At 58.0% G+C, this 19706-nt stretch carries 13 protein-coding genes; 10 read left to right on the forward strand and 3 right to left on the reverse strand.

Going from position 1 to position 19706, the window contains the following annotated elements:
* The first annotated feature begins 37 nt into the window (after positions 1-37).
* Positions 38-583 (forward strand): GNAT family N-acetyltransferase, encoded by a 546-nt coding sequence (locus F568_RS0105050; protein WP_019017621.1) that lies wholly within the window; start codon positions 38-40, stop codon positions 581-583.
* On the opposite strand, the gene F568_RS26035 is transcribed toward F568_RS0105050, so the two are convergent.
* Positions 580-3918, reverse strand: coding sequence for a cellulose binding domain-containing protein (locus F568_RS26035; protein ID WP_156817354.1), 3339 nt, complete (start codon positions 3916-3918; stop codon positions 580-582). The two genes, F568_RS0105050 and F568_RS26035, sit on opposite strands and share 4 nt — an antisense overlap.
* Positions 3919-4397: 479 nt before the next feature.
* On the opposite strand from F568_RS26035, the gene F568_RS22225 reads away from it, so the two are divergent.
* On the forward strand, positions 4398-6938 hold the full coding sequence (locus F568_RS22225; protein WP_169338652.1) for an ExeM/NucH family extracellular endonuclease: 2541 nt from the start codon (positions 4398-4400) through the stop codon (positions 6936-6938).
* 151 nt (positions 6939-7089) lie between these two features.
* On the opposite strand, the gene F568_RS0105065 is transcribed toward F568_RS22225, so the two are convergent.
* On the reverse strand, positions 7090-8889 hold the full coding sequence (locus F568_RS0105065; RefSeq protein WP_019017624.1) for a hypothetical protein: 1800 nt from the start codon (positions 8887-8889) through the stop codon (positions 7090-7092).
* Positions 8890-9406: 517 nt separating this feature from the next.
* Here F568_RS0105065 and F568_RS22230 point away from each other — a divergent pair.
* The 5 genes from F568_RS22230 (at position 9407) to F568_RS0105090 (ending at position 15627) form a co-directional block, all read left to right on the forward strand.
* Positions 9407-11611: a bifunctional diguanylate cyclase/phosphodiesterase gene (locus F568_RS22230; RefSeq protein ID WP_019017625.1), complete on the forward strand. Its 2205-nt coding sequence runs from the start codon at positions 9407-9409 to the stop codon at positions 11609-11611.
* 293 nt (positions 11612-11904) lie between these two features.
* Positions 11905-12285 carry a hypothetical protein gene (locus F568_RS0105075; RefSeq protein ID WP_019017626.1) on the forward strand — a complete coding sequence of 127 codons (381 nt, stop codon included), beginning with the start codon at positions 11905-11907 and terminating at the stop codon, positions 12283-12285.
* A 376-nt stretch (positions 12286-12661) separates the two neighbouring features.
* Positions 12662-14251 carry a peptide chain release factor 3 gene (locus tag F568_RS0105080; protein WP_019017627.1) on the forward strand — a complete coding sequence of 530 codons (1590 nt, stop codon included), beginning with the start codon at positions 12662-12664 and terminating at the stop codon, positions 14249-14251.
* A gap of 100 nt (positions 14252-14351) precedes the next feature.
* On the forward strand, positions 14352-14828 hold the full coding sequence (gene mscL, locus F568_RS0105085) for a large conductance mechanosensitive channel protein MscL (RefSeq protein ID WP_019017628.1): 477 nt from the start codon (positions 14352-14354) through the stop codon (positions 14826-14828).
* A 25-nt stretch (positions 14829-14853) separates the two neighbouring features.
* Positions 14854-15627 carry a TatD family hydrolase gene (locus F568_RS0105090; RefSeq protein ID WP_019017629.1) on the forward strand — a complete coding sequence of 258 codons (774 nt, stop codon included), beginning with the start codon at positions 14854-14856 and terminating at the stop codon, positions 15625-15627.
* Here F568_RS0105090 and ygfZ read toward each other — a convergent pair.
* Complete coding sequence (gene ygfZ / locus F568_RS0105095) at positions 15624-16682, reverse strand: CAF17-like 4Fe-4S cluster assembly/insertion protein YgfZ (RefSeq protein ID WP_019017630.1); 1059 nt, start codon at positions 16680-16682, stop codon at positions 15624-15626. The genes F568_RS0105090 and ygfZ overlap by 4 nt on opposite strands.
* Positions 16683-16825: 143 nt before the next feature.
* On the opposite strand from ygfZ, the gene F568_RS0105100 reads away from it, so the two are divergent.
* From F568_RS0105100 to uvrB, 3 genes are read left to right on the forward strand one after another with little or no spacing between them, the layout of a single operon-like run.
* Entirely contained in the window at positions 16826-17017 is a 192-nt protein-coding gene (locus tag F568_RS0105100) for a hypothetical protein (protein WP_019017631.1), read from the forward strand.
* Positions 17018-17043: 26 nt separating this feature from the next.
* Positions 17044-17457, forward strand: coding sequence for an OsmC family protein (locus F568_RS0105105; protein WP_019017632.1), 414 nt, complete (start codon positions 17044-17046; stop codon positions 17455-17457).
* A 31-nt stretch (positions 17458-17488) separates the two neighbouring features.
* Entirely contained in the window at positions 17489-19519 is a 2031-nt protein-coding gene (gene uvrB, locus F568_RS0105110) for an excinuclease ABC subunit UvrB (RefSeq protein ID WP_019017633.1), read from the forward strand.
* Positions 19520-19706 lie beyond the last annotated feature (187 nt).

Raw genomic sequence — 19706 nt, forward strand, 5'->3', positions numbered from 1 at the left:
GATACGGAAAGGAACCGGACTGGAGCAGAGGGACCGCATGTATTATCGGCGCATTCGTGACGACCTACAGGTTGCACTGTGTATGCCACAGCATGCCGACGCGCTGTTTACCTTGGCAGACGAGAACCGAGAGTATCTAAAAGCATGGTTGTCGTGGCTTGACGCAATGCAGACCGTCGAGGACACAAGGCAATTTATCCAGTCGACCCAGGATGAGTTCGCAAAGGGCGCTGCGCTGCACCACGTGCTGCTTTATCAGGGGAGTCTTGTCGGTGTGGTCAGCTTCAACTCGATCGACAAGATAAATGGCATCGGCCAGATCGGGTATTGGCTGGGCGAGCCATACACCCAACGCGGGCTGATGACGGCGGCAGTAGCGGATCTTATTCACCTTGGGTTCAACGAGCTATGTCTTGAACGGGTGGAGATCCGCTGTGCCGTAGAGAACTGGCGAAGCCGGGCCATTCCTGAGCGGTTGGGCTTCGAACTGGAGGGCACGTTGCGCAGCGTGCAGAAAGTCGGGAAAGCACGATACGCACACGCGGTGTATGGGTTGCTCGCATCGGAGCAACTGTCGTACTAGAGAATTAGCTCACTCGCCTGCAGGGAATCGATACCCACCACCTGAACAGTCAGATCAGCCACGCTATCCCCATTCCTATCACCCAGCAGCGTTGAGCCCGAGAGGGTTAGCTCACCGGCGGCACCGCTGAAATCCGCATCGCCGAGCCAGACAAAGGCCTGGTCGCCTTCGGCGTGGCTACTTGCATCAATACTGGAAAGATCGATGACGTTACTCACGTCGAGATTGAACTCTAACGCCATGGCGGGCTCTACGGCACCGCTTTCCCCGCCTGCGGTCGCCATGATATTGCTGGGCAGGGTATGGTCTTCGCCGCGGGCCTTGAAGGAAAAGCGCCAGACTTCACCCGGCTCAAGTTCCTGTCCTCCATTCATGGCCGAGACCGAGTATTGCTCGCCGTGTTTCTCGACCTGGCCATTCCAGAGCTTGACGATATCCGCTGGCAATTCGAAACTGACCGCAGGCAGGGACACCGCAGAATCGGATGTGTTTTCGATGAACACCTCCGTCACATAGCCAGTCGACCATTCACTGGTGATATTGCTGGATACGCTGAGCATGTCCTGAACCTGTGACACCTCGGGCCCTTCAGCATCCGTTGCGTGGGTCGCCAGCTCGTCGCCATTGATTGCCAGCACCTCGGGCTTCATGTCCTCTGGTGCATAGGCCTTGAAAGAGAAGCGAAGGGATTCCCCGGGCTCGACGGTATCGCTTCCATCATAGGCGACGGTGTAAGTGTCGCCGTCACGCTCGAGCAGCGTGGCACCATATAGAGTGTCGACATCGGCGGTCAGGTTGAAAGTAATATTCGGGTTATCGATTGGCGCAGATGATGTGTTGGTGATCACGACGCGCATGACATAGCCATTCGACCAACTGCTGACCGTCTCCAGGGCGACAGTGGCGATACCAGTCTCTGCGTCATTGGGCGAGGGGGCGGCCACCGGATTCGCGGAGGTTTCGGTCGTCGGCGCGGACAGTTCTTCCTCCGAAGGGCTCTGCTGTGGCTCTTCAGTACCCGCTGCGTCCGCCGCCAGCTCGTCGCCATTGATCGCCAGCACCTCCGGCTTAACGTCCTCCGGTGCATAGGCCTTGAAAGAGAAGCGCAGGGATTCTCCTGGCTCGACGGTATCGCTTCCATCGTAGGCGACGGTGTAGGTGTCGCCGTCACGCTCGAGCAGCGTGGCACCATAAAGCGTGTCGACATCGGCGGCCAGATTGAAGGTAATCTGCGGCTTGTCGATTGGCGCCGATGACGTGTTGGTGATCACGACGCGCATGACATAGCCATTCGACCAGCTGCTGACTGTCTCCAGAGCGACCGTAGCGATACCAGGCCCTGCGTCGCTGGGCGCGGGAGCAGCCAGCGGCTCCGCAAAGGCTTCGGTCGTTGGCGCGGTCACTTCGTTAGAGCGTTCCGGGTTCGTCTGATGCGTGACAGGCGACGCCTCAATCTCGTCCAGGATTATTTCCCCAGCCGTCGGGATGACCGGCTTTTCACCCTGAGATGTTTGTCGTGTGGCGATATCGAGAACAGTGCCGTCAGCGAAAACGGCCTTTTCGATGTCGATCAGAGTGTCGTCGCTGCTGCCATCGACATATACGCTGCCGTTGTCATTGAAGCGGATCTTGTAGGCATCGAAAGCCTGGTCGAATAAAGCAGTATCGTCACCGGCACCGCCATTGAGGACATTGTCACCCCAACCACCGCCGCCGCTGAGTATGTCGCTTCCTGTACCGCCATTGAGCGTATCGCTGCCCAGCGCACCATCAAGATAGACGCCATCGTCTGAGCCCTGGAGCACATCGTCGCGACGTGAGCCAATGACATATTCGAAGGTGGCTTTATTGGCGCCGGCTTCGGTAATCGCGCCGAAGCTCTCCCCACCGTTGTTGTACCAGAACGTCGTAGACATCCCATCGGCATCGGCTTCGCGAATCGACTGGTCGACATGCACCGTATTGTCGTGATCCTGGCCGCCATGAAAGTTGATATCACGGTCAGTGGATTTGACGCGGATGTCATTGCCTACGGAAGAACGCCAAGAGGCAAATATCGCACTGTGGCGCATGCCTGAATCTTCGAGGTTGATGAACGTGCCGTCATAGCTTTCGCGAAATTCGTAAGAGTAGCCATTCCCGCCGCTGCCTTTGTTGAAGGCGCCATGCGCTTGAAGTCCATCGGCTCGCAAATCCAGGGATAGCGCGAACTCGAATGCCGTGGAGGGGCCATTGCTGACCTGCACATCATTGACTCGGCCGTTCACCGTGCCATCGAACTTGACCGCCTGGTAGTCGGTCAGGTCGGAGAGGGTATTACTGAACACTGCCTTGTCGGGGGTGCCCAGCTCATATTGGATCGAGAATCCTTGCAGGGTCACGTTCTCGCGTGTATCCATGCGCTCGATCTTGGCGTCACCACCATCGAAGTCGAAATGTACGCCGCGATCCAGCGTAATAGTCTCGCCGTCGACAGAGATGACCTTGGCCATGCTGGTTCGCAGGGGGGCGTTGTCCTTCTGCCAAGAGCTATCGCCAATCTCGTCGTAGTACGCTTGGCTGTTGTCCTGCCAGATACGGACTGTGTCACCGGCTTGCAGGCCGTGGTCGTTCGCAAGTGTCAGGGTATCGCTATGTTCGGTGGCATCGTTACGCAGGCGCCCTGCAAATGTGGTGTTGGTGCCTTCGACGTAGAAAGCGTGGGAGTCATCATTTGCCAGCGATTTATCGGTAAAGGTGATACGGGTCTCGGCAGAGCCGGCACCTACCAGGGCGATATCCGAACGGGTAATGCTGATCGAGTCGTCGAAGCGGTACTCGCCCGCTGCAAGCTGAACGGTGGCTCCTTCGGGGGCCCGGGCAATCAACGACTCGAGTTGGGCGGCGGTAATGTCAGGGCCGACCGTAATGAGACTGGCGGCAGTTTCATGTGTCTCGCTCGGGGTGCTTGCCGATGCCTGCAGGGAAGGAGCCAATGCTTCTGTTTTCTCATCAGGCGCCGAGGACCCTGAGGGCTCAATGCCGTTCACGGTGGCTTCCACACCGTTCACATTGAACGACGACGGCAACTCGCCGGCCTCGGTCAACACTTTGAACTTGAAGCGGACAGTCTCGCCAGCGGCTATGTCGTTCTTATTATCGTCATCGCTGATGACGTAGCTATTTCCCTCCTGGGCAGCAATGACACCGCCCCAAACATCGGTAATGTCTCCGGGCAAGCTGAAACCAATCTCGTAGTCAGGAATAGTTTCAGCCCCCTCGTTGGTGATGAAGACCTCCATCACATAGCCGCCATTCCATTGACTGGTAGTCTTGTAAACGATTGAGGGACGCATCGAGGCACCTGTATTCAGAAACATGAGCATCGACCGGCAGCATGGCGGCACGGGCCGAAGCACTAGGCGTCAGCTGCAAAGAGAGGAACCACACGAAGACTGGGGCAAGCTCAGCGGAGTGTGAGAAGGGCAATCCATCGCCCGGTAGGTCGTCCTTGACCCGCTCTTGAAGCAGGACAAAGCTAATTTAGGGCGGGGAGGATAAACACCTAAGTTAAAAAAGGCGAGTTTTCCTTACCAATTATGCCGCTTGAAATTAACGTTTGTTATTGATAATGGGGGGGCAGCAAAAATAGCGGGAGCTTTCCCCCTGGCGCCGCCAAACTCCAGGCATCTTGAGGCATTGGCCGGGATAAGTGGTTGCGTGAGCACTAGATGTGCTTCATCAGTTTGAAATGCTGCTCTGTGAAGCTGGGTAGGGTAATTAACGATTCTTACTGGACGATCTAATCGCACCATCCATGGATGAGGACGCACCCATGCTGGGTAACTACGCGAACACCGCTGCTTCTGCCTCGGCCTTTGTCAATGCCGCGAACTTCAAGCTGAATGCCATCAGCCAAGCCGTGAAGGATATTCTTCACCATGACACTTCCTGGCAATCCTTCGATTTGCGGGTCGCAATTGCTGATCGGCTGAAGGACTTCCCGCCTAGCAACGAACCGGAACCCGGCACTGAAGAGCCGCAAGGGGGCCTGATCATCTCCGAGTATGTGGAAGGATCGGGTTACAACAAGGCGCTGGAACTGACCAACATGTCAAGCGAGGGGCTGTCTCTTGAGGGATACCAATTGTCGCTTTACAGCAATGGAAGTTCCCAGACGTCGTCCAGCCTTGAACTGAGTGACTACGGCACTCTGGCCGCCGGCGAGACGCTGGTTATTGCCAACAGCCAAGCCAGCGCGGACATTACGGCGCGAAGCGACGCCAGCTCGGGAGTGGCCAATTTCAATGGCAATGATGCTCTGGTGCTTTCCGGCCCCGACGGCGCGACCCTCGACGTGCTGGGTGAAGTAGGCAACGACGTCACCTATGCCCAGGATGTCACCCTGCGCCGCAATGCTGACGTCACGCAGGGCAGCGCCAGCTTTGATGACGGGCAATGGCAAACACTGGAACAGGACGCGGTCGAGGGGCTCGGCTACGCCGGCGATCAGACCGGAAGCGTCGATGGTGGAGTCGGCGAGGGGGATACCGGAAGTGAACCCCCGGCGAAGATGACCGCCATTCATGCTATCCAAGGAAGTGGCGATTCCAGCCCGCTCGCGGCGCAGACCGTGAGCGTCAATGCCATCGTGACGATGGTGGCGCCGGGCATGGACGGCTTCTTCCTGCAGCAGGCCGATGACACAATCGATGAAAATGCCCAGACCTCCGAAGGGATCTTTGTCTACGCCGGTAATAACAATGACGCATTGTTGGCTTCACTGGCGGCAGGCGACCGGGTGGAGTTGAGCGGCGAGGTCAGCGAGCACAACGGGCGCACTGAGCTGGATCTCACCTCAGACATCAGTATTGTCGAGCGCGGACTGGCATTACCCACGAGCCAGCGTATCTCGCTGCCCTACGAGGATCATCAGCTTGAGCCCTTCGAGGGCATGCGCGTAACGGTGGATGCGGAGGACGGCAATGGCCTGACCGTGACCGAACTCTATCAGCTAGGCCAGTATGGGCAGGTCACGCTCGCCTCAGGCGGGCGAGTCATGCAGTATACCGAAGAAAATGCGCCCAGCCAGGAAGGCTATGCCGAGCAACAGGAGGCGTTGGCGGAGCGCACCATCATCCTCGACGACGCCAGCAGTGCTTCGAATCCCTATCCCATCCAGTTCGGACGCGATGGCAATCCACTGTCAGCGGACAATCCTCTACGTGGCGGCGATAGTGTCGAGGCGGTCACCGGCGTACTCGACTTCAGCTACGACGAATACCGTGTCCAGACCACCGACAGCGTTGACTTCGATGCTACCAACCCGCGAGAAGCCGAGCCTGACAGGGAGGAACTCAGTGCAGGTGGGGCGCCCTCGCTAGAGGTCGCGTCCTTCAACGTGTTGAACTACTTCACGACACTCGATCAAAACGGGAACACCTTCTTCACGCCTGGGGGCGTTGAACACGCACCGCGGGGCGCCGAGAATGCGGAAGAATTCATGCGCCAGCAGGCCAAGCTGGTCAGTGCCATCAACGGCACCGATGCCGAGGTGGTCGGACTCATGGAGCTGCAGAACAACGGCTACGACAGCGACAGCGCCATTGCCTCCCTGGTCGATGCACTCAACGCCGCAGCCGACGATGACGTGACTTGGGCCTACGCCACGCCCCGGGTCGATCCGCAGGACGCCGACAGCGCTATTGCCGTGCCCGGGGACGACGCCATCACGGTGGGTATCATTTACAACAGCGAGGCGGTCGATCCGGTCGGCGCGGCAGCGACCACGACCGAGGGGGCCTTTGCCTACGCCAATCGCGCGCCGATCATGCAGACCTTCCGTGACCAGGACACCGGTGGTGTCTTCTCGGTAGCAGTCAATCACTTCAAGTCGAAGGGCAGTGTGGTCAATGGCGAGGAGGCGGCTGGCGATGGGCAGGGTAATAACAATCCAACGCGCGTCGAGGCGGCTGAGCAGCTCAGCGATTGGATTGCCAGCGATCCCACTGGTAGCGGTGACAGCGACGTGCTGATCCTGGGTGATTTGAACAGCTATGCCGAGGAAGACCCGATTACCGCGCTGGAAAATGACGGCTATGCGCTGCTCGACGATGACTATTCGTATGTCTTCGATGGGCAGTGGGGGTCGCTCGACCATGCGCTGGCCAGCGAATCGCTCAACGAGCAGGTCACTGGCACCACTACCTGGCATATCAACGCCGACGAGGCGACGGCGCTGGATTACAACCTATGGCGCGAGAACAATGCCGAGGCCCGGGAGGCACTCTACGCGCCGACGCCATACCGTAGTTCCGATCACGACCCAGTGATTGTCGGACTCAATCCGGCCAGCGACGCGGCCTCCTTCATGTAAGGTTTGGCATCAAGCCCCGGAAAGAGAGCTCAGCACAACGCCCGCCGGAGACTGAACTGACCGATGGGCGTTGTCGTTTCGGCGCAGGCAGGGCCATAGGTACGTTGATACGTGGGTAGCAACACGCATCTAGACGACATCGTGGCTTGAATCACGCCATGGCATAAGGGTCGGTCAGCGTCGTTTCTCCCACGCCAAGTAGTTCCAGGCCATTCTCGTCGATGTATCGATCGATCTTTTGAGCTGTATGGACACTCGCATCGTTAACCCAGCCTTCACCCACTTCGCCGAGGAGGAAATTATCCGCTCCCACCTCGATGCCAGCCTCGCTTTTTGTGTCGAGGACATAGAACAGGTCACCTTCAGCGTCTTCGAACAGCAAGGCCTCCAAGGTATCTGCGTCGTCATTGGTGATGGTCATGTCCAGATCGAACGTGCCATCGAACAGACCTTCATCGTCGATTGACCATTGGGTTTCGCCCGTATTGCGGGCAAAAACGGCGCTGTTGTAGGTGGCTGTATCGGTATAGGACGGTATAAATCGGTTGAGGGTGACCACGTTATCCGTATCGATGTTGACCATTCCTCCTTCGCCCTCCGAATGCAACGTTGCACCGGTAAGTACGTGGAAATCGCCAGTCTCGACGTAGCTGTTACCCTCCACTTTGAGCGCTACGTTATCGCGTGAAATGTCACCTCGAGCTACCAAGTCCCACATCGAGAGGGACAGTGCTTGAACACTGTCTGACGAGCCAGCTTCAGTTCCGGCGTGGACACTGAAGCTGGCCATATGATCCCAGTCGCCTACTTCGGTGTACCTAACCAGACCGCCGCCGTCACCGGCATAGGTCATATCCCGGCCTGCAATCAGGATGCTGCTCAGCCCTACATTTGAGCCGATGATTTCGGCTGTGCCTCGCTCAGCACCGTCAAATGCCTGAATGCGAAGACTCAGTGTGTCTTCGCCGGGGAGAACCTGATCGCCGCGCAACTCGCCAGCGTCGACGCGGATTGACTCAGTGGACCTGGCGAGTTCATCAGAATAGAAAACCGCCCGTCCGGCGCCGCTCAGATTGGCCTCTGTCAAGTCATGCAAGTCAAAGCCACTAACCAGAAGCTCGTCATCGATGACGGCGTCTACTCTAGAAAGGGAATCTGTCTCGGCAATCGAGCTGAGGACAAGGGTCGACTCGGCGTCGATGGTCACATGCTCAAGGTTTGGGGCTTCGATATCCAAGTAATGGCCATAGTGCCGGTCGTCCAGGGCGCCCAGCGTGAACGTGGCCTGCGTCAGGCTGGCGCCATGCACCGTAGCATAGGGCGAAAGTAAGCCTGCTGCGTCGACCCGAAGAGATGCTGCCGCATTGGCATGGACTGTACCGCCAAAACCGGTATTAGCCGCTACATCCAGCACCAACTGTTCAGTGTTAGTCAGGCGATAAATGCCAACGGGGGTATAGCCGTCAGGAGTGCCGGCCTCTGGGTCAGGATCGTCTGCCTCGAAGGTCTGGATCTCCGACGGGCCGCTGCCATCGAAGGTGAATTCGCCGTGGTATTCCTCTTTAAGGATATCTGCGCTGAGATTGAGTGCCAGGGCGGTCGCGCCCATGCCTTCCAGAAACACGTCCTCATCCGTATCGCCTAGCGTCACGGTCTCTTCTGCGGGCACATCGGGCCCCTTGCCCGAAGGCGACGTGATCTGATTGTAGAGACGCATCAGTTGGCCTACAGACTGTTCCGGCAGTAAGGCGGAGAGTTCCTCGAGGCTCTCCGGCAATGAGCTACTCTCGGCCAGATCTTGGAAAAGTGCCGTGACTTTATCCTTGCGATTCAAGCTGTCATAACGAGTCTGAAAGTCAGACTCGAGTGCAATCAGATGGGTTCGCAGGACGCCCAGGGCCTGTTCGTCCAGGTTGAAAGCGCCTTTGAGTTGTTTTTTATTGAACGCCATGCATGACACTCCTTTATCAGCTTTTCATGGGCGATTCCTCAGTTCAGTACCACCCTTTGTCATTAAGAGCGTGCGCCGAATCTATGCTGCGCTGGGCCGGCTGGAGATCAACCGACGCCAAGCTGGGCCAACGGCGCACCTCTAGTTGTTTAGTACTGGAATGCCAGTTGAGCAAGCCGGCGGCCTGACGGTGTCCATAAAAACGACTTAGTTCGTAGGTATCTTCATTGAGGTTTCGACGTGCCATGCGTTTGGGCCATCGCTCTCTCGCGATGCGATTGATTTCGTAGTCCGAAGATTTGCCGACACTGGGCTTTATAAGCGAGCTGGCAATAGTTGTGATGGGGCGGTGGCGGGAGTGCTGGCTCGAGCTGGTGTGTCAAGAAAACCCCGCACCGGTCGATATCAAGATACGACCCAGAAGACCGTAATGAGAATGTCGTAACCGAAGCATCGACTTGCTCGACATTTTGAAACGAGACACTTGCAGGACGAGGTGGCTGTGAAGGGAATACGCATGCAACTGGATGCCCAGCAGGCCATCCAGGACCTGATCGCCCAGGACGCACCCCTCGAGGTGACGCTGACCCGTATCTGCGAGATGGTCGATCGGCTGGCCCCCGGCTTGATCACCACGATCATGCTCGTGGACCCGGACAATGCCACCCTGAGCCTCAAGGCGGCCAGTGAGCAGCTGGCTACCTCTTATCGCGACGCCATGCAGGGGATTTCAATCGGTGAATACAGTGGCAGCTGTGGCCGTGCGGCATATTATCAGCAGCCGGTCGTGACTGAGGATATCCTGAAGGATCCCTGCTGGGAGAACTACCGGGCGCTGGCGACACATCACCGCCTAAGGGCCTGCTGGAGTTATCCGGTGTCGACCCGGGAAGGTGGCCTGTTGGGCACGTTCGCTGGCTATTACCCCGTCCCCGGGAGGCCGAGTGCGACCGAGAACGACCATTTAGGCCGCGCGGCATGCCTGGCTGGGCTGGCTGTCGAGCGCCATCAAGATCGGCAAGCCTTACGGGTCAGTGAGCAGCACTACCGCTCGCTGTTTACCCATCACCCGGACGCCGTATTCTCCATGAATTTGAATGGCATCTTTCTCACCGCCAACCAGGCCGTGTTACGTCACATTGGGTGCTCCGAGCACGAGGTAATCGGCTTGCACTACTCCACCTTCGTGGTACCCGAGGATCGGCCACGGGCGGAGCGGCATTTTGCGCAGGCCTGTGCTGGAGCTCCCCAGCATTACGAGATCCAGGCGACGACCCATCTAGAGCCTCATTACTACCTCGCGGTCACCAATCTGCCGATTGAGGTTGATGGGCAGGTGGTGGGCGTTTACGGGATTGTCAAGGACATCACCGAGAACAAGGCCAACGAGGCAAGGCTGGCCCATCATGCCACCCATGACCCCCTCACCGGGCGAGCCAACCGCACGCTGCTGGAGGAGCGCCTGGGACATGACTACGAATTGATATTACAGCATCAGGGGATCTTGGAGGTACTGTTCATTGACCTGGACGACTTCAAGCCGATCAATGACAGCCTGGGCCATGCGGCCGGCGATCAGTTGCTCAAGGCGGCGGCGGGTCGGCTACAAGGCCTGCTCATGCCGGCCGACACACTGGCACGTTTCGGCGGCGATGAGTTCGTGATCGTGTTGCCTTCACTCGATATGCTGGGGCGGGCAGGGTGGCTTGCCGAGCAGGCATTGGCGAGCTTGGCCAGACCCTTCGAAATCAAGGGGCGGCAGGTCTACGTCACGGCAAGCATCGGCATTGCCACCAGTCAGGTGGCTTTTCAGCACCCGACGGAACTCGTCCAGTATGCCGATCTCGCCATGTACGAAGCCAAGAAAAAGGGACGAAACACCGTCTGTTGGTACAACGTCGACGTCATGGAGGTAGCCAACGAGCAGGTCACCCTGCGACGTGAGTTGCATGAAGCAATGAGCCGCGGGGATTTCTGTCTTCATTACCAGCCCATCATACAGGCCCGTGATGGCAAGATCGTTGGCTTTGAAGCCTTGCTGCGCTGGAACCACCCGACCCTGGGCAACATTCCGCCCTCGAAGTTTATCCCCCTGGCCGAACAGACCGGTCAGATCATTCCCTTGGGCCAGTGGGTGATGGCTCGGGCCTGTTGGGACATCAAGCAGTTGAATAACCGGTTGGCAACGCATTATTTCGTCTCGGTCAACGTCTCGCCGCTGCAGTTTCACCGCAAGGATTTCGTCGCACAGTTGCAGATAGCCCTCACCAAGTCCGACCTGGCGCCAACTCTGCTGGATGTGGAAGTGACCGAAGGTGTGCTGGTAGAAGCCAACGATGGGGAATCACAGACGCTAAAAGCGGTTCGCAGCATGGGCGTGGGGGTATCCATCGATGATTTCGGGACCGGTTACTCGAGTCTCAGCTACCTGCGCAAACTGCCAATCAGCAAGATCAAGCTCGACCGGGAGTTTCTCATCGATATCCAGTCCTGTCCTAGAAGCGCGGCCATCGTGGATAGCATTATCCAGCTGGCGCATAGCTTGGATCTGGAAGTCGTGGCCGAGGGAGTCGAGACCGCACAACAGCATCGCGATCTGCTGGCACGGACCTGCGATCTTTGCCAAGGATACCTGTACGGTAAGGCCATGGCCCCCCACTGTCTGGAGGCGTTCATCCTGGAGTGTGGGGACAACCCACTAGGCTCATTACCTAGCCGCTAGATCATGTCCCGGACCGCAAGTGTGTCGAGCTAACAAGGCAACTGTACTTGCTGTTCGATGTGCGTCTTTTCATTGAGCGGACAATGCAAGCTACTGGCCGCGACGACGTGATGTGGCAGTGTTATACTGTACAAACGTACACCATGCGGCAGGCGGCCTAGCCCTGTCTCGATGCGAACCAATCTCTGCCTGAATGCCGGGCTATAGCTGCTCCCGATTAACGCCTACCTATCCTGAGTGGATACTGCCCGCAACACCGACCCAGGCTGAAACTCAATAACGAGGCCATTCCTATGACCGACGAGAAACACCTCATCGAGAACGTCGACGCCATCCTTGGGGTGGCCAAACAGATCAAGGCGGGAAAGGGCCGCTACCAACGCACGCTTGAGCAAGAACAGAGCGCCCGAGACTCAGTGAAGGCCTTGCAGCGAGAAGCACACGCCACCACGACTGCAATGGTCAATGACGAGGACATGAGTAAGCACCGTGCGCTCTCGGATATACAGAAGGATCTGCTCAAGGCGCATAACAAAGTCGATAAAGCGATCGACAAAAGCCACGATGATGCGGCGGCGATGAAAAATTATTGCAAGCGACTGCAAGCACTTGTGAGAGGGGCCGATGCGGAAAATTCTGACGAGTCTAAGCAGGACGGGACGTTAGACAAGTAAGTCAGCAGGCAAGGAGGTTTTGACGCCACCGGCCAGGCCAGTGCTAAAACTGGTGCATTACCCTTTCACCCGTTGGATGGCCCGTTTCCCAGCGAGCCGTCCAGCCAGAGTGCACACCCCTTTCTTCCGACATATCACTTCGTTTTCGGCTAAGCGTAAATAGACCACAAGGCATCGCTCCAATCACCGAGGCTGGCGAGCAAGCCCCAATGCTGCGCATCCTACAACGCCAAGTGAGGCGGACAAGTCAGCGGAGCAGCAATAGACCTACACTCCATTGGGCCCAGCGATTACAATCCTCGCCAGAACACACATCCTCCAGCTGGATACTTTCGTTACGAGTACCAGTCTGAGTACAAATTAGCGACATAGCTCAATGCCAGATAGCCAGATTGCCCAGAATGCTGGGCTTCGCCGCACATTCGCCATCATCTCACACCCCGACGCCGGTAAGACCACCATCACCGAAAAGCTGTTGTTGTTCGGAAATGCCATTCAGTTGGCTGGCTCGGTCAAGGGTAAGCGCAACGAGCGTCATGCCACGTCCGACTGGATGAAGATGGAGCAGGAGCGCGGCATCTCGGTCACCACCTCGGTCATGCAGTTTCCTTATCAGGGTCGCATCGTCAATCTGCTCGATACCCCGGGGCACGAGGACTTCTCGGAAGATACCTACCGCACCCTGACGGCCGTCGACTCGGCGCTGATGGTCATCGATGGGGCCAAGGGCGTTGAGGAGCGTACCATCAAGCTGATGGAAGTCTGTCGGCTGCGTACCACGCCGATCCTGACCTTCATCAACAAGATGGACCGCGACATTCGTGATCCCATCGAGGTCATGGATGAGGTGGAGACGGTGTTGAACATCCAGTGCGCGCCGATGACCTGGCCGGTCGGTATGGGACGTCACTTCAAGGGTGTCTACCATCTCTACAATGACGTGATTCACCTGTACAAGCAGGGGCAGGGCAATCGCATTCCCGATGATGTGCGTATCGAGGGGCTCCACAATCCCGAAGTCGATGAAGTCCTGGGGGCGGATCAAGCCGAGGAGCTGCGCATGGAAGTCGAGCTGGTGCGTGGTGCCTCGCATGAGTTCGATCTCGAGGCATATCGGCGCGGCGAGCTGACCCCCGTCTATTTCGGCACGGCAATGGGCAACTTCGGCGTTCGCGAGATGCTAGATGGTTTCGTCGAATATGCGCCGGCCCCTCAACCGCGCGAGACCGACACACGGGAAGTGAGCGCCGAGGACGGTAACTTCAGCGGTTTCGTGTTCAAGATCCAGGCCAACATGGATCCCAAGCACCGCGACCGTGTGGCGTTTCTGCGCGTATGTTCCGGTAAGTACGACAAGAACATGAAGATGCGTCACGTGCGTATCGGCAAGGACGTCAAGATTGCCGACGCGCTGACCTTCATGGCTTCCGATCGGGCGCATGTCGAAGAGGCCTGGCCCGGCGACATCATCGGTCTGCACAACCACGGCACCATCCAGATCGGGGATACATTCACGGTCGGCGAGGACATGCGCTTCACCGGTATCCCGCACTTCGCGCCGGAACTGTTCAAGCGTGTACGCCTGCGTGACCCGCTGAAGATGAAACAGTTGCAGAAGGGCTTGCAGCAGCTCTCCGAGGAGGGGGCGACTCAGGTCTTCATGCCGCTGGATAACAATGACTTGATCGTTGGAGCTGTCGGTTCGCTGCAGTTCGACGTGGTCGCTCATCGCCTCAAGGAAGAGTACAAGGTCGACTGCATCTACGAGGCGGTCAATGTTCAGACCGCACGCTGGGTCTACTGCGACGACGCCAAGAAGCTCGATGAGTTTCGGCGCAAGGCGAGTACCAACCTGGCTCTGGATGGAGGCGGCTACCTGACCTACCTGGCACCAACCCGGGTCAATCTGCAGATGACGCAGGAACGCTGGCCTGAAGTGCGATTCAATGCGACCCGTGAGCATTGATGCCTATCTTAAGGTAGGCAGGTAAGCATCCTGCGCCAGCTTTACAGAACTGTCGTGAATGTGGATTCTTGAAGTCGAGCCAGATCAAGGAGCGATATGCATGGCCTCGAAGTTTCTCAAGGAGTTTCGCGAGTTCGCGGTCAAGGGCAATGTAGTCGACATGGCGGTGGGCATCATCATCGGGGCCGCTTTCACCGCCATCGTCAACAGTTTGGTCAAGGATGTCTTCACGCCCCTGATCGGCTTGGCTACCGGCGGGTTGAACTTCACCAACCAGTTCCTGGTGCTGCGTGAAGGCAGGGGAGCTGGGCCCTACAATTCACTGGCGCAGGCCCAGGCCGATGGGGCAGTAACTCTCAACTACGGGCTGTTTCTGAACGCCACGCTGTCCTTCGTGATCGTCGCTTTTGCCACGTTCCTGTTGATTCGTAACATCAACCGTCTGAAGAATCTTGCTCAGGCACCTGAAACGGCGGCGACTCCGACTATCAAGACCTGCCCCTATTGCATCAGCAAGATTCCCATTCCCGCAACGCGCTGTCCGGCATGTACCTCGGAACTGCCAGGCGATAGTTGAATCTGCTACAGGAGTCATCGCACGGATGCTGATTGACGCTCACTGCCACCTCGATTTCGAGGCCTTCGATGAAGACCGCGAGGCAATGTTTTCACGTGCGCACGAAGCCGGAGTCAGGCACTTTCTGGTGCCCGGAACGACACGGCGGCGTTGGCCCGACGTTGTCGGTGTCGCTCAGCGCAGCGACGTCAGCCTAAGCCTGGGGCTACATCCTTATTTCATGCACGAACATGGGCCGGATGACATCGAGGCGCTGGAACAGGCATTGGATGATCATCCCGAGGTGATTGCGCTGGGGGAGTGCGGTATCGATGCCCGCTTCGAGGAGACCCTCGACGACCAATGGGCCCTGTTCGAAGAGCAGTTGCGCATCGCCAAGGCGCGTCGTCTACCGGCGGTTATTCATTGCGTACATGCCAATGACAAGGTGGCCAAGCGTTTGCGCCAACTGGAATTACCGGCTGGCGGGCTGATCCACGCCTTTGCGGGGAGTCCGGAGCAGGCCGGCAAGTTCATCGACCTGGGGTTCGTGGTCGGCCTGGGCGGTGCCACTACCTATGAGCGGGCCAAGCGTGTGCATCGCGCCGTTGCCGCATTACCGGATGATGGCTTTGTGCTTGAGACCGACAGCCCTGATATGCCGCTATGCGGCTTTCAGGGGCAACGCAACGAACCGGAACGGATTGCCATGGTCTGCCGCCAGGTAGCGGAACTGCGAGGGCAGGCATACGAGAAGGTTGCCGAACACACGACCGCCAATGTGCGGCGTGTATTCGGCATTGTAGTCCACGGCAGCTAGCCTGCCTGGCCGTTGCTGGCAAGATTTTCAGGGTCGACCCGCTCCAGCGGGTAGGGGAGCTTGAGCCGTTTCAGCTGCTGTCCGGCGACTGTCAGCGGTTCGGCCAATTCGTCGCGAGTCGTCATCACTGCCAGGATCTCGACCTGGCCATAACCGTCGATTTCCGCGCTCACCACCTCGCCCTGGCTTTTCCCCTCGGCATCGAGGATTGGAGTACCGATGTCGGCAAGCGTAGCGCCGTCGAGCTGACCTCGGAACAATCGCTTCTTGACCTGACCTCGAAAATGGGCGCGAGCGACGACCTCCTGACCTGTGTAGCAGCCTTTCTTGAAGCTGATGCCGCCCAGGGCCTCCCAGTTGATCATTTGCGGAAGGTAAGTGTCCTGATGGGCAGCGTTCAGCCAGATAAGTCCGGCTTGAATGTCATGCAATTTCCATACGGCATTACCGACCGGGATGGCATGTTTTGCCAGCGTGTCCCATACGGCTCCGGCCTCGTCCTGGGGCAGGCACAGCAGTAAGCGTGGCTTATGGCCCGGATGACGCAGCACGACATGTTTACCCTGATTGGCCTGCTGCCAGGTCGTTGGCGGTCTCAAGTCCATGCGAGTTTCGACCAGGGCAGGGGCTTCACGTCCGATCAGGCCAAGCATCACGATATCTTCGCGCGGTGTGATTTCTGCTTTATAGAACGCGGCGAATTTTGCCAGGTGGTTACGCAGCGGGTCGATCAAGTCGCGGTCCATCAGCAACCAGTAACGCCCCTCCTCGATACGTAGCAATTGCGCATTGGCCAGCATGCGGCCTTTTGGCGTACAGAAGGCGGTCGGGGCGGCAAAATCTCCGTTGGCCAGGCCAAGCTGAGCACTGGTCTGTCCCTGCAGGAAGCGCTCAGCGTCAGCACCGGCCACTTCCAGAATACCCAGATGGACCAGTGGGGTGATCACGGTATCGTCATGGGCGTGACGAGCCTGATTCGGATCGCCGAAATCGGTATGCCGCTCATCAGGGAAGTGGGCGCCAAGCTGTTGTAGGTAGGCTTTCCAGTCGGACATGAAGACTCCGTTGCGACACGATACTCGTTAACCACGGTATGAGGGCTGACCCCACGAAATGCAAGTCGCTCTGGCCGTGTTGAGGCGATGCGATGCCGACATGCTAGACTTCCTCTCGATAGTGTCCAGCTTAGGGGAGCCCGATGAGCCAAATCTCGCTGACTTTCGAAGGGGTCGAAGACGCCGAGCAGATCAATCAGCTGACGACAGCACTGATGATGGTAGACGGTGTGGAGAGTGCAGAGGTAGGGCGTTACGGAGCCGATGTCGAGGGCCGTGTTCGCCGAGAGACGCTGATCGCAGCCGTCGAGAAGCTTGGCGTCAAGGTGCGCTGAGCCTAGCCTGCCGACAGGAGGTCTTCATGACCATCGTAGTCACCAGTGAAGGGCACGAAGGGTTGCGTCATCGCATCGAGGTCGAAGGCTTCGATGATCTGTTTGCTGATGGTCCCGAGTTCATTGGTGGCAGGGACAGCGCACCGGACCCACACGATTATTTAGACATGGCTCTGGGGGCCTGTAAGGCCATCACTGCACGCATGTATGCGCGGCGCAAGGAGTGGCCATTGGAAGGAATCAAAGTCAGCGTCGCCCGGGACGATAGCCAGGAACGCCATGGCATCTATCGGTTACAGGTCAGCATGGAGTTTCTGGGTATCGAGGATGCCGGCCAACGTAACCGGCTGTTGGAGATCGCCGAGCGTTGTCCTATCCAGCGCCTGATGACTGTATCGCAGGTTGAGGTCAATACTTCACTGACAGCGTTTAGCGCTTGAACTTTTTTGCGGCCGGGTCCATCTCAGGCATATGAACAAACCATTCCGAATTCACTCGAAGTACCGCCCCGCCGGAGACCAGCCCGCCGCTATCGATGGGCTGGTCAAGGGTATCGAGGCGGGGCTGGCCCATCAGACCCTGCTTGGCGTGACCGGGTCGGGCAAGACATTCACCATGGCCAATGTGGTGGAGCGCCTGCAGCGTCCAGCCATTGTGATGGCGCCCAACAAGACGCTGGCGGCGCAACTTTACGGGGAGTTCAAGTCGTTCCTTCCCGACAACGCCGTTGAGTACTTCGTCTCGTATTACGATTACTACCAGCCTGAAGCCTATGTGCCGTCCTCGGATACCTTCATCGAGAAGGACGCATCGATCAACGACCATATCGAACAGATGCGCCTGTCGGCCACCAAGGCGCTACTGGAACGCCGCGATGCCCTGATCGTCGCGTCGGTGTCGGCGATCTACGGCCTGGGCGATCCCGAGCTGTATCTGAAGATGCGTCTGCACTTCAATCGCGGCGAATTGATTGATCAGCGCAGCTTTCTTCGACGCCTTGCCGAGCTGCAGTACACACGCAACGACATGGATTTCCGTCGCGGTACCTATCGTGTGCGTGGTGATGTGATCGATATCTACCCGGCGGATGCCGAGGACGAGGCGGTACGTGTCGAGCTGTTCGATGACGAGATCGACTCGATCCGCCTGTTCGATCCACTGACCGGCGAGATGCGCGGACAAGTGCCGCGCATGACCATCTACCCGAAGAGTCACTACGTCACGCCGCGCGAAACCATCGTCCAGGCGACGGAAAACATCAAGGCCGAGCTCATCGAGCGACTCGACTGGCTGCGCAAGCACGACAAGCTTGTGGAGGCACAGCGTCTCGAGCAGCGCACGCTATACGACATCGAGATGATGCTCGAACTGGGTTACTGCAACGGCATCGAGAACTACTCTCGCTATCTCTCGGGGCGAAAGCCAGGCTCACCGCCACCGACGTTCTTCGACTACCTGCCGGCCGATTCCCTGCTGTTCATTGACGAATCACACGTCAGCGTTCCCCAGGTAGGGGGAATGTATAAGGGCGACCGCTCACGCAAGGAGACACTCGTCGAGTATGGTTTCCGCCTGCCGTCGGCACTCGACAACCGGCCGATGACCTTCGAGGAATGGGAGCGTATCTGCCCGCAAACCGTCTTTGTGTCGGCAACGCCGGGCAAGTATGAAGCCGAACATGCCGGGCAGGTGGTCGAACAGGTGGTCCGGCCTACCGGGCTGCTGGATCCCGAGGTCGAGGTGCGTCCGGCCTCGACCCAGGTGGATGATCTGTTGTCAGAGATTCGCCTGCGTACCGAAGTCGGGGAGCGGGTGCTGGTCACGACGTTGACCAAGCGTATGGCCGAGGACCTGACAGAGTACTTCGATGAGCATGATGTTCGGGTACGCTATCTGCATTCCGATATCGATACCGTTGAACGCGTGGAAATCATTCGCGATCTGCGGCTGGGCAAGTTCGACGTGCTGGTAGGTATCAACCTGCTGCGCGAGGGGCTGGATATTCCCGAGGTTTCGCTGGTTGCCATTCTTGATGCCGACAAGGAAGGCTTCCTGCGCGCCGAGCGCTCTCTGATCCAGACTATCGGTCGTGCGGCTCGTAACGCGCGCGGCAAGGCGATCCTCTATGGCGACCGGGTCACCGACTCGATGCGCAGGGCGATCGACGAGACCGAACGGCGCCGTGCCAAGCAGATCGCTCATAATGAGGCGCATGGCATCACGCCAAGAACGGTGACCCGGTCGGTCGCCGACATCATGGAAGGGGCCCAGACACCCGGCAAGAAAGGCAACCGCCGCAAGAATGAACGCAAGGTGGCCGAAGCGCAGGGAGAATATACTCTGGACGACCTCAAGGCGATGTCGGTCCCCGACCTGACCCGGGAGATCAGCAAGCTGGAAGATGCCATGCATGAGGCGGCCCAGAACCTGGAATTCGAGGAGGCTGCCCGGTTGCGTGACCGTGTACACACGCTCAATGCTCGCCTCATCGAGCTGAAGTAACCCTCCGATTTCTGGCGCTTGGCTGCACTTGGCCGGGCGCCACCTCCTCATGCTGTTCTGTCTATCTCTTGCCGGATGATCCTCTGTCCTGGCATTTAAAAAGCGTTTATCTGCCGCCGTTTTGGGGTGTGGTGCGCAATATCGCTGTGCTTGTTTTTGGTTTTAGTGTTTTATTCTTGTCCTTCTA

Origin of the sequence: Modicisalibacter luteus DSM 23508 (assembly GCF_000378505.1) — a bacterium.
GTDB classification, from domain to species: Bacteria; Pseudomonadota; Gammaproteobacteria; order Pseudomonadales; family Halomonadaceae; genus Modicisalibacter; species Modicisalibacter luteus.

What these genes read in the sequence shown, in the direction of transcription:
- F568_RS0105050 (WP_019017621.1), top strand. Translation starts at nt 38, where the DNA reads ATGTATTATCGGCGCATTCGTGACGACCTACAGGTTGCACTGTGTATG.
- F568_RS26035 (WP_156817354.1), bottom strand. Translation starts at nt 3,918, where the DNA reads ATGCGTCCCTCAATCGTTTACAAGACTACCAGTCAATGGAATGGCGGC.
- F568_RS22225 (WP_169338652.1), top strand. Translation starts at nt 4,398, where the DNA reads ATGCTGGGTAACTACGCGAACACCGCTGCTTCTGCCTCGGCCTTTGTC.
- F568_RS0105065 (WP_019017624.1), bottom strand. Translation starts at nt 8,889, where the DNA reads ATGGCGTTCAATAAAAAACAACTCAAAGGCGCTTTCAACCTGGACGAA.
- F568_RS22230 (WP_019017625.1), top strand. Translation starts at nt 9,407, where the DNA reads ATGCAACTGGATGCCCAGCAGGCCATCCAGGACCTGATCGCCCAGGAC.
- F568_RS0105075 (WP_019017626.1), top strand. Translation starts at nt 11,905, where the DNA reads ATGACCGACGAGAAACACCTCATCGAGAACGTCGACGCCATCCTTGGG.
- F568_RS0105080 (WP_019017627.1), top strand. Translation starts at nt 12,662, where the DNA reads ATGCCAGATAGCCAGATTGCCCAGAATGCTGGGCTTCGCCGCACATTC.
- mscL (WP_019017628.1), top strand. Translation starts at nt 14,352, where the DNA reads ATGGCCTCGAAGTTTCTCAAGGAGTTTCGCGAGTTCGCGGTCAAGGGC.
- F568_RS0105090 (WP_019017629.1), top strand. Translation starts at nt 14,854, where the DNA reads ATGCTGATTGACGCTCACTGCCACCTCGATTTCGAGGCCTTCGATGAA.
- ygfZ (WP_019017630.1), bottom strand. Translation starts at nt 16,682, where the DNA reads ATGTCCGACTGGAAAGCCTACCTACAACAGCTTGGCGCCCACTTCCCT.
- F568_RS0105100 (WP_019017631.1), top strand. Translation starts at nt 16,826, where the DNA reads ATGAGCCAAATCTCGCTGACTTTCGAAGGGGTCGAAGACGCCGAGCAG.
- F568_RS0105105 (WP_019017632.1), top strand. Translation starts at nt 17,044, where the DNA reads ATGACCATCGTAGTCACCAGTGAAGGGCACGAAGGGTTGCGTCATCGC.
- uvrB (WP_019017633.1), top strand. Translation starts at nt 17,489, where the DNA reads ATGAACAAACCATTCCGAATTCACTCGAAGTACCGCCCCGCCGGAGAC.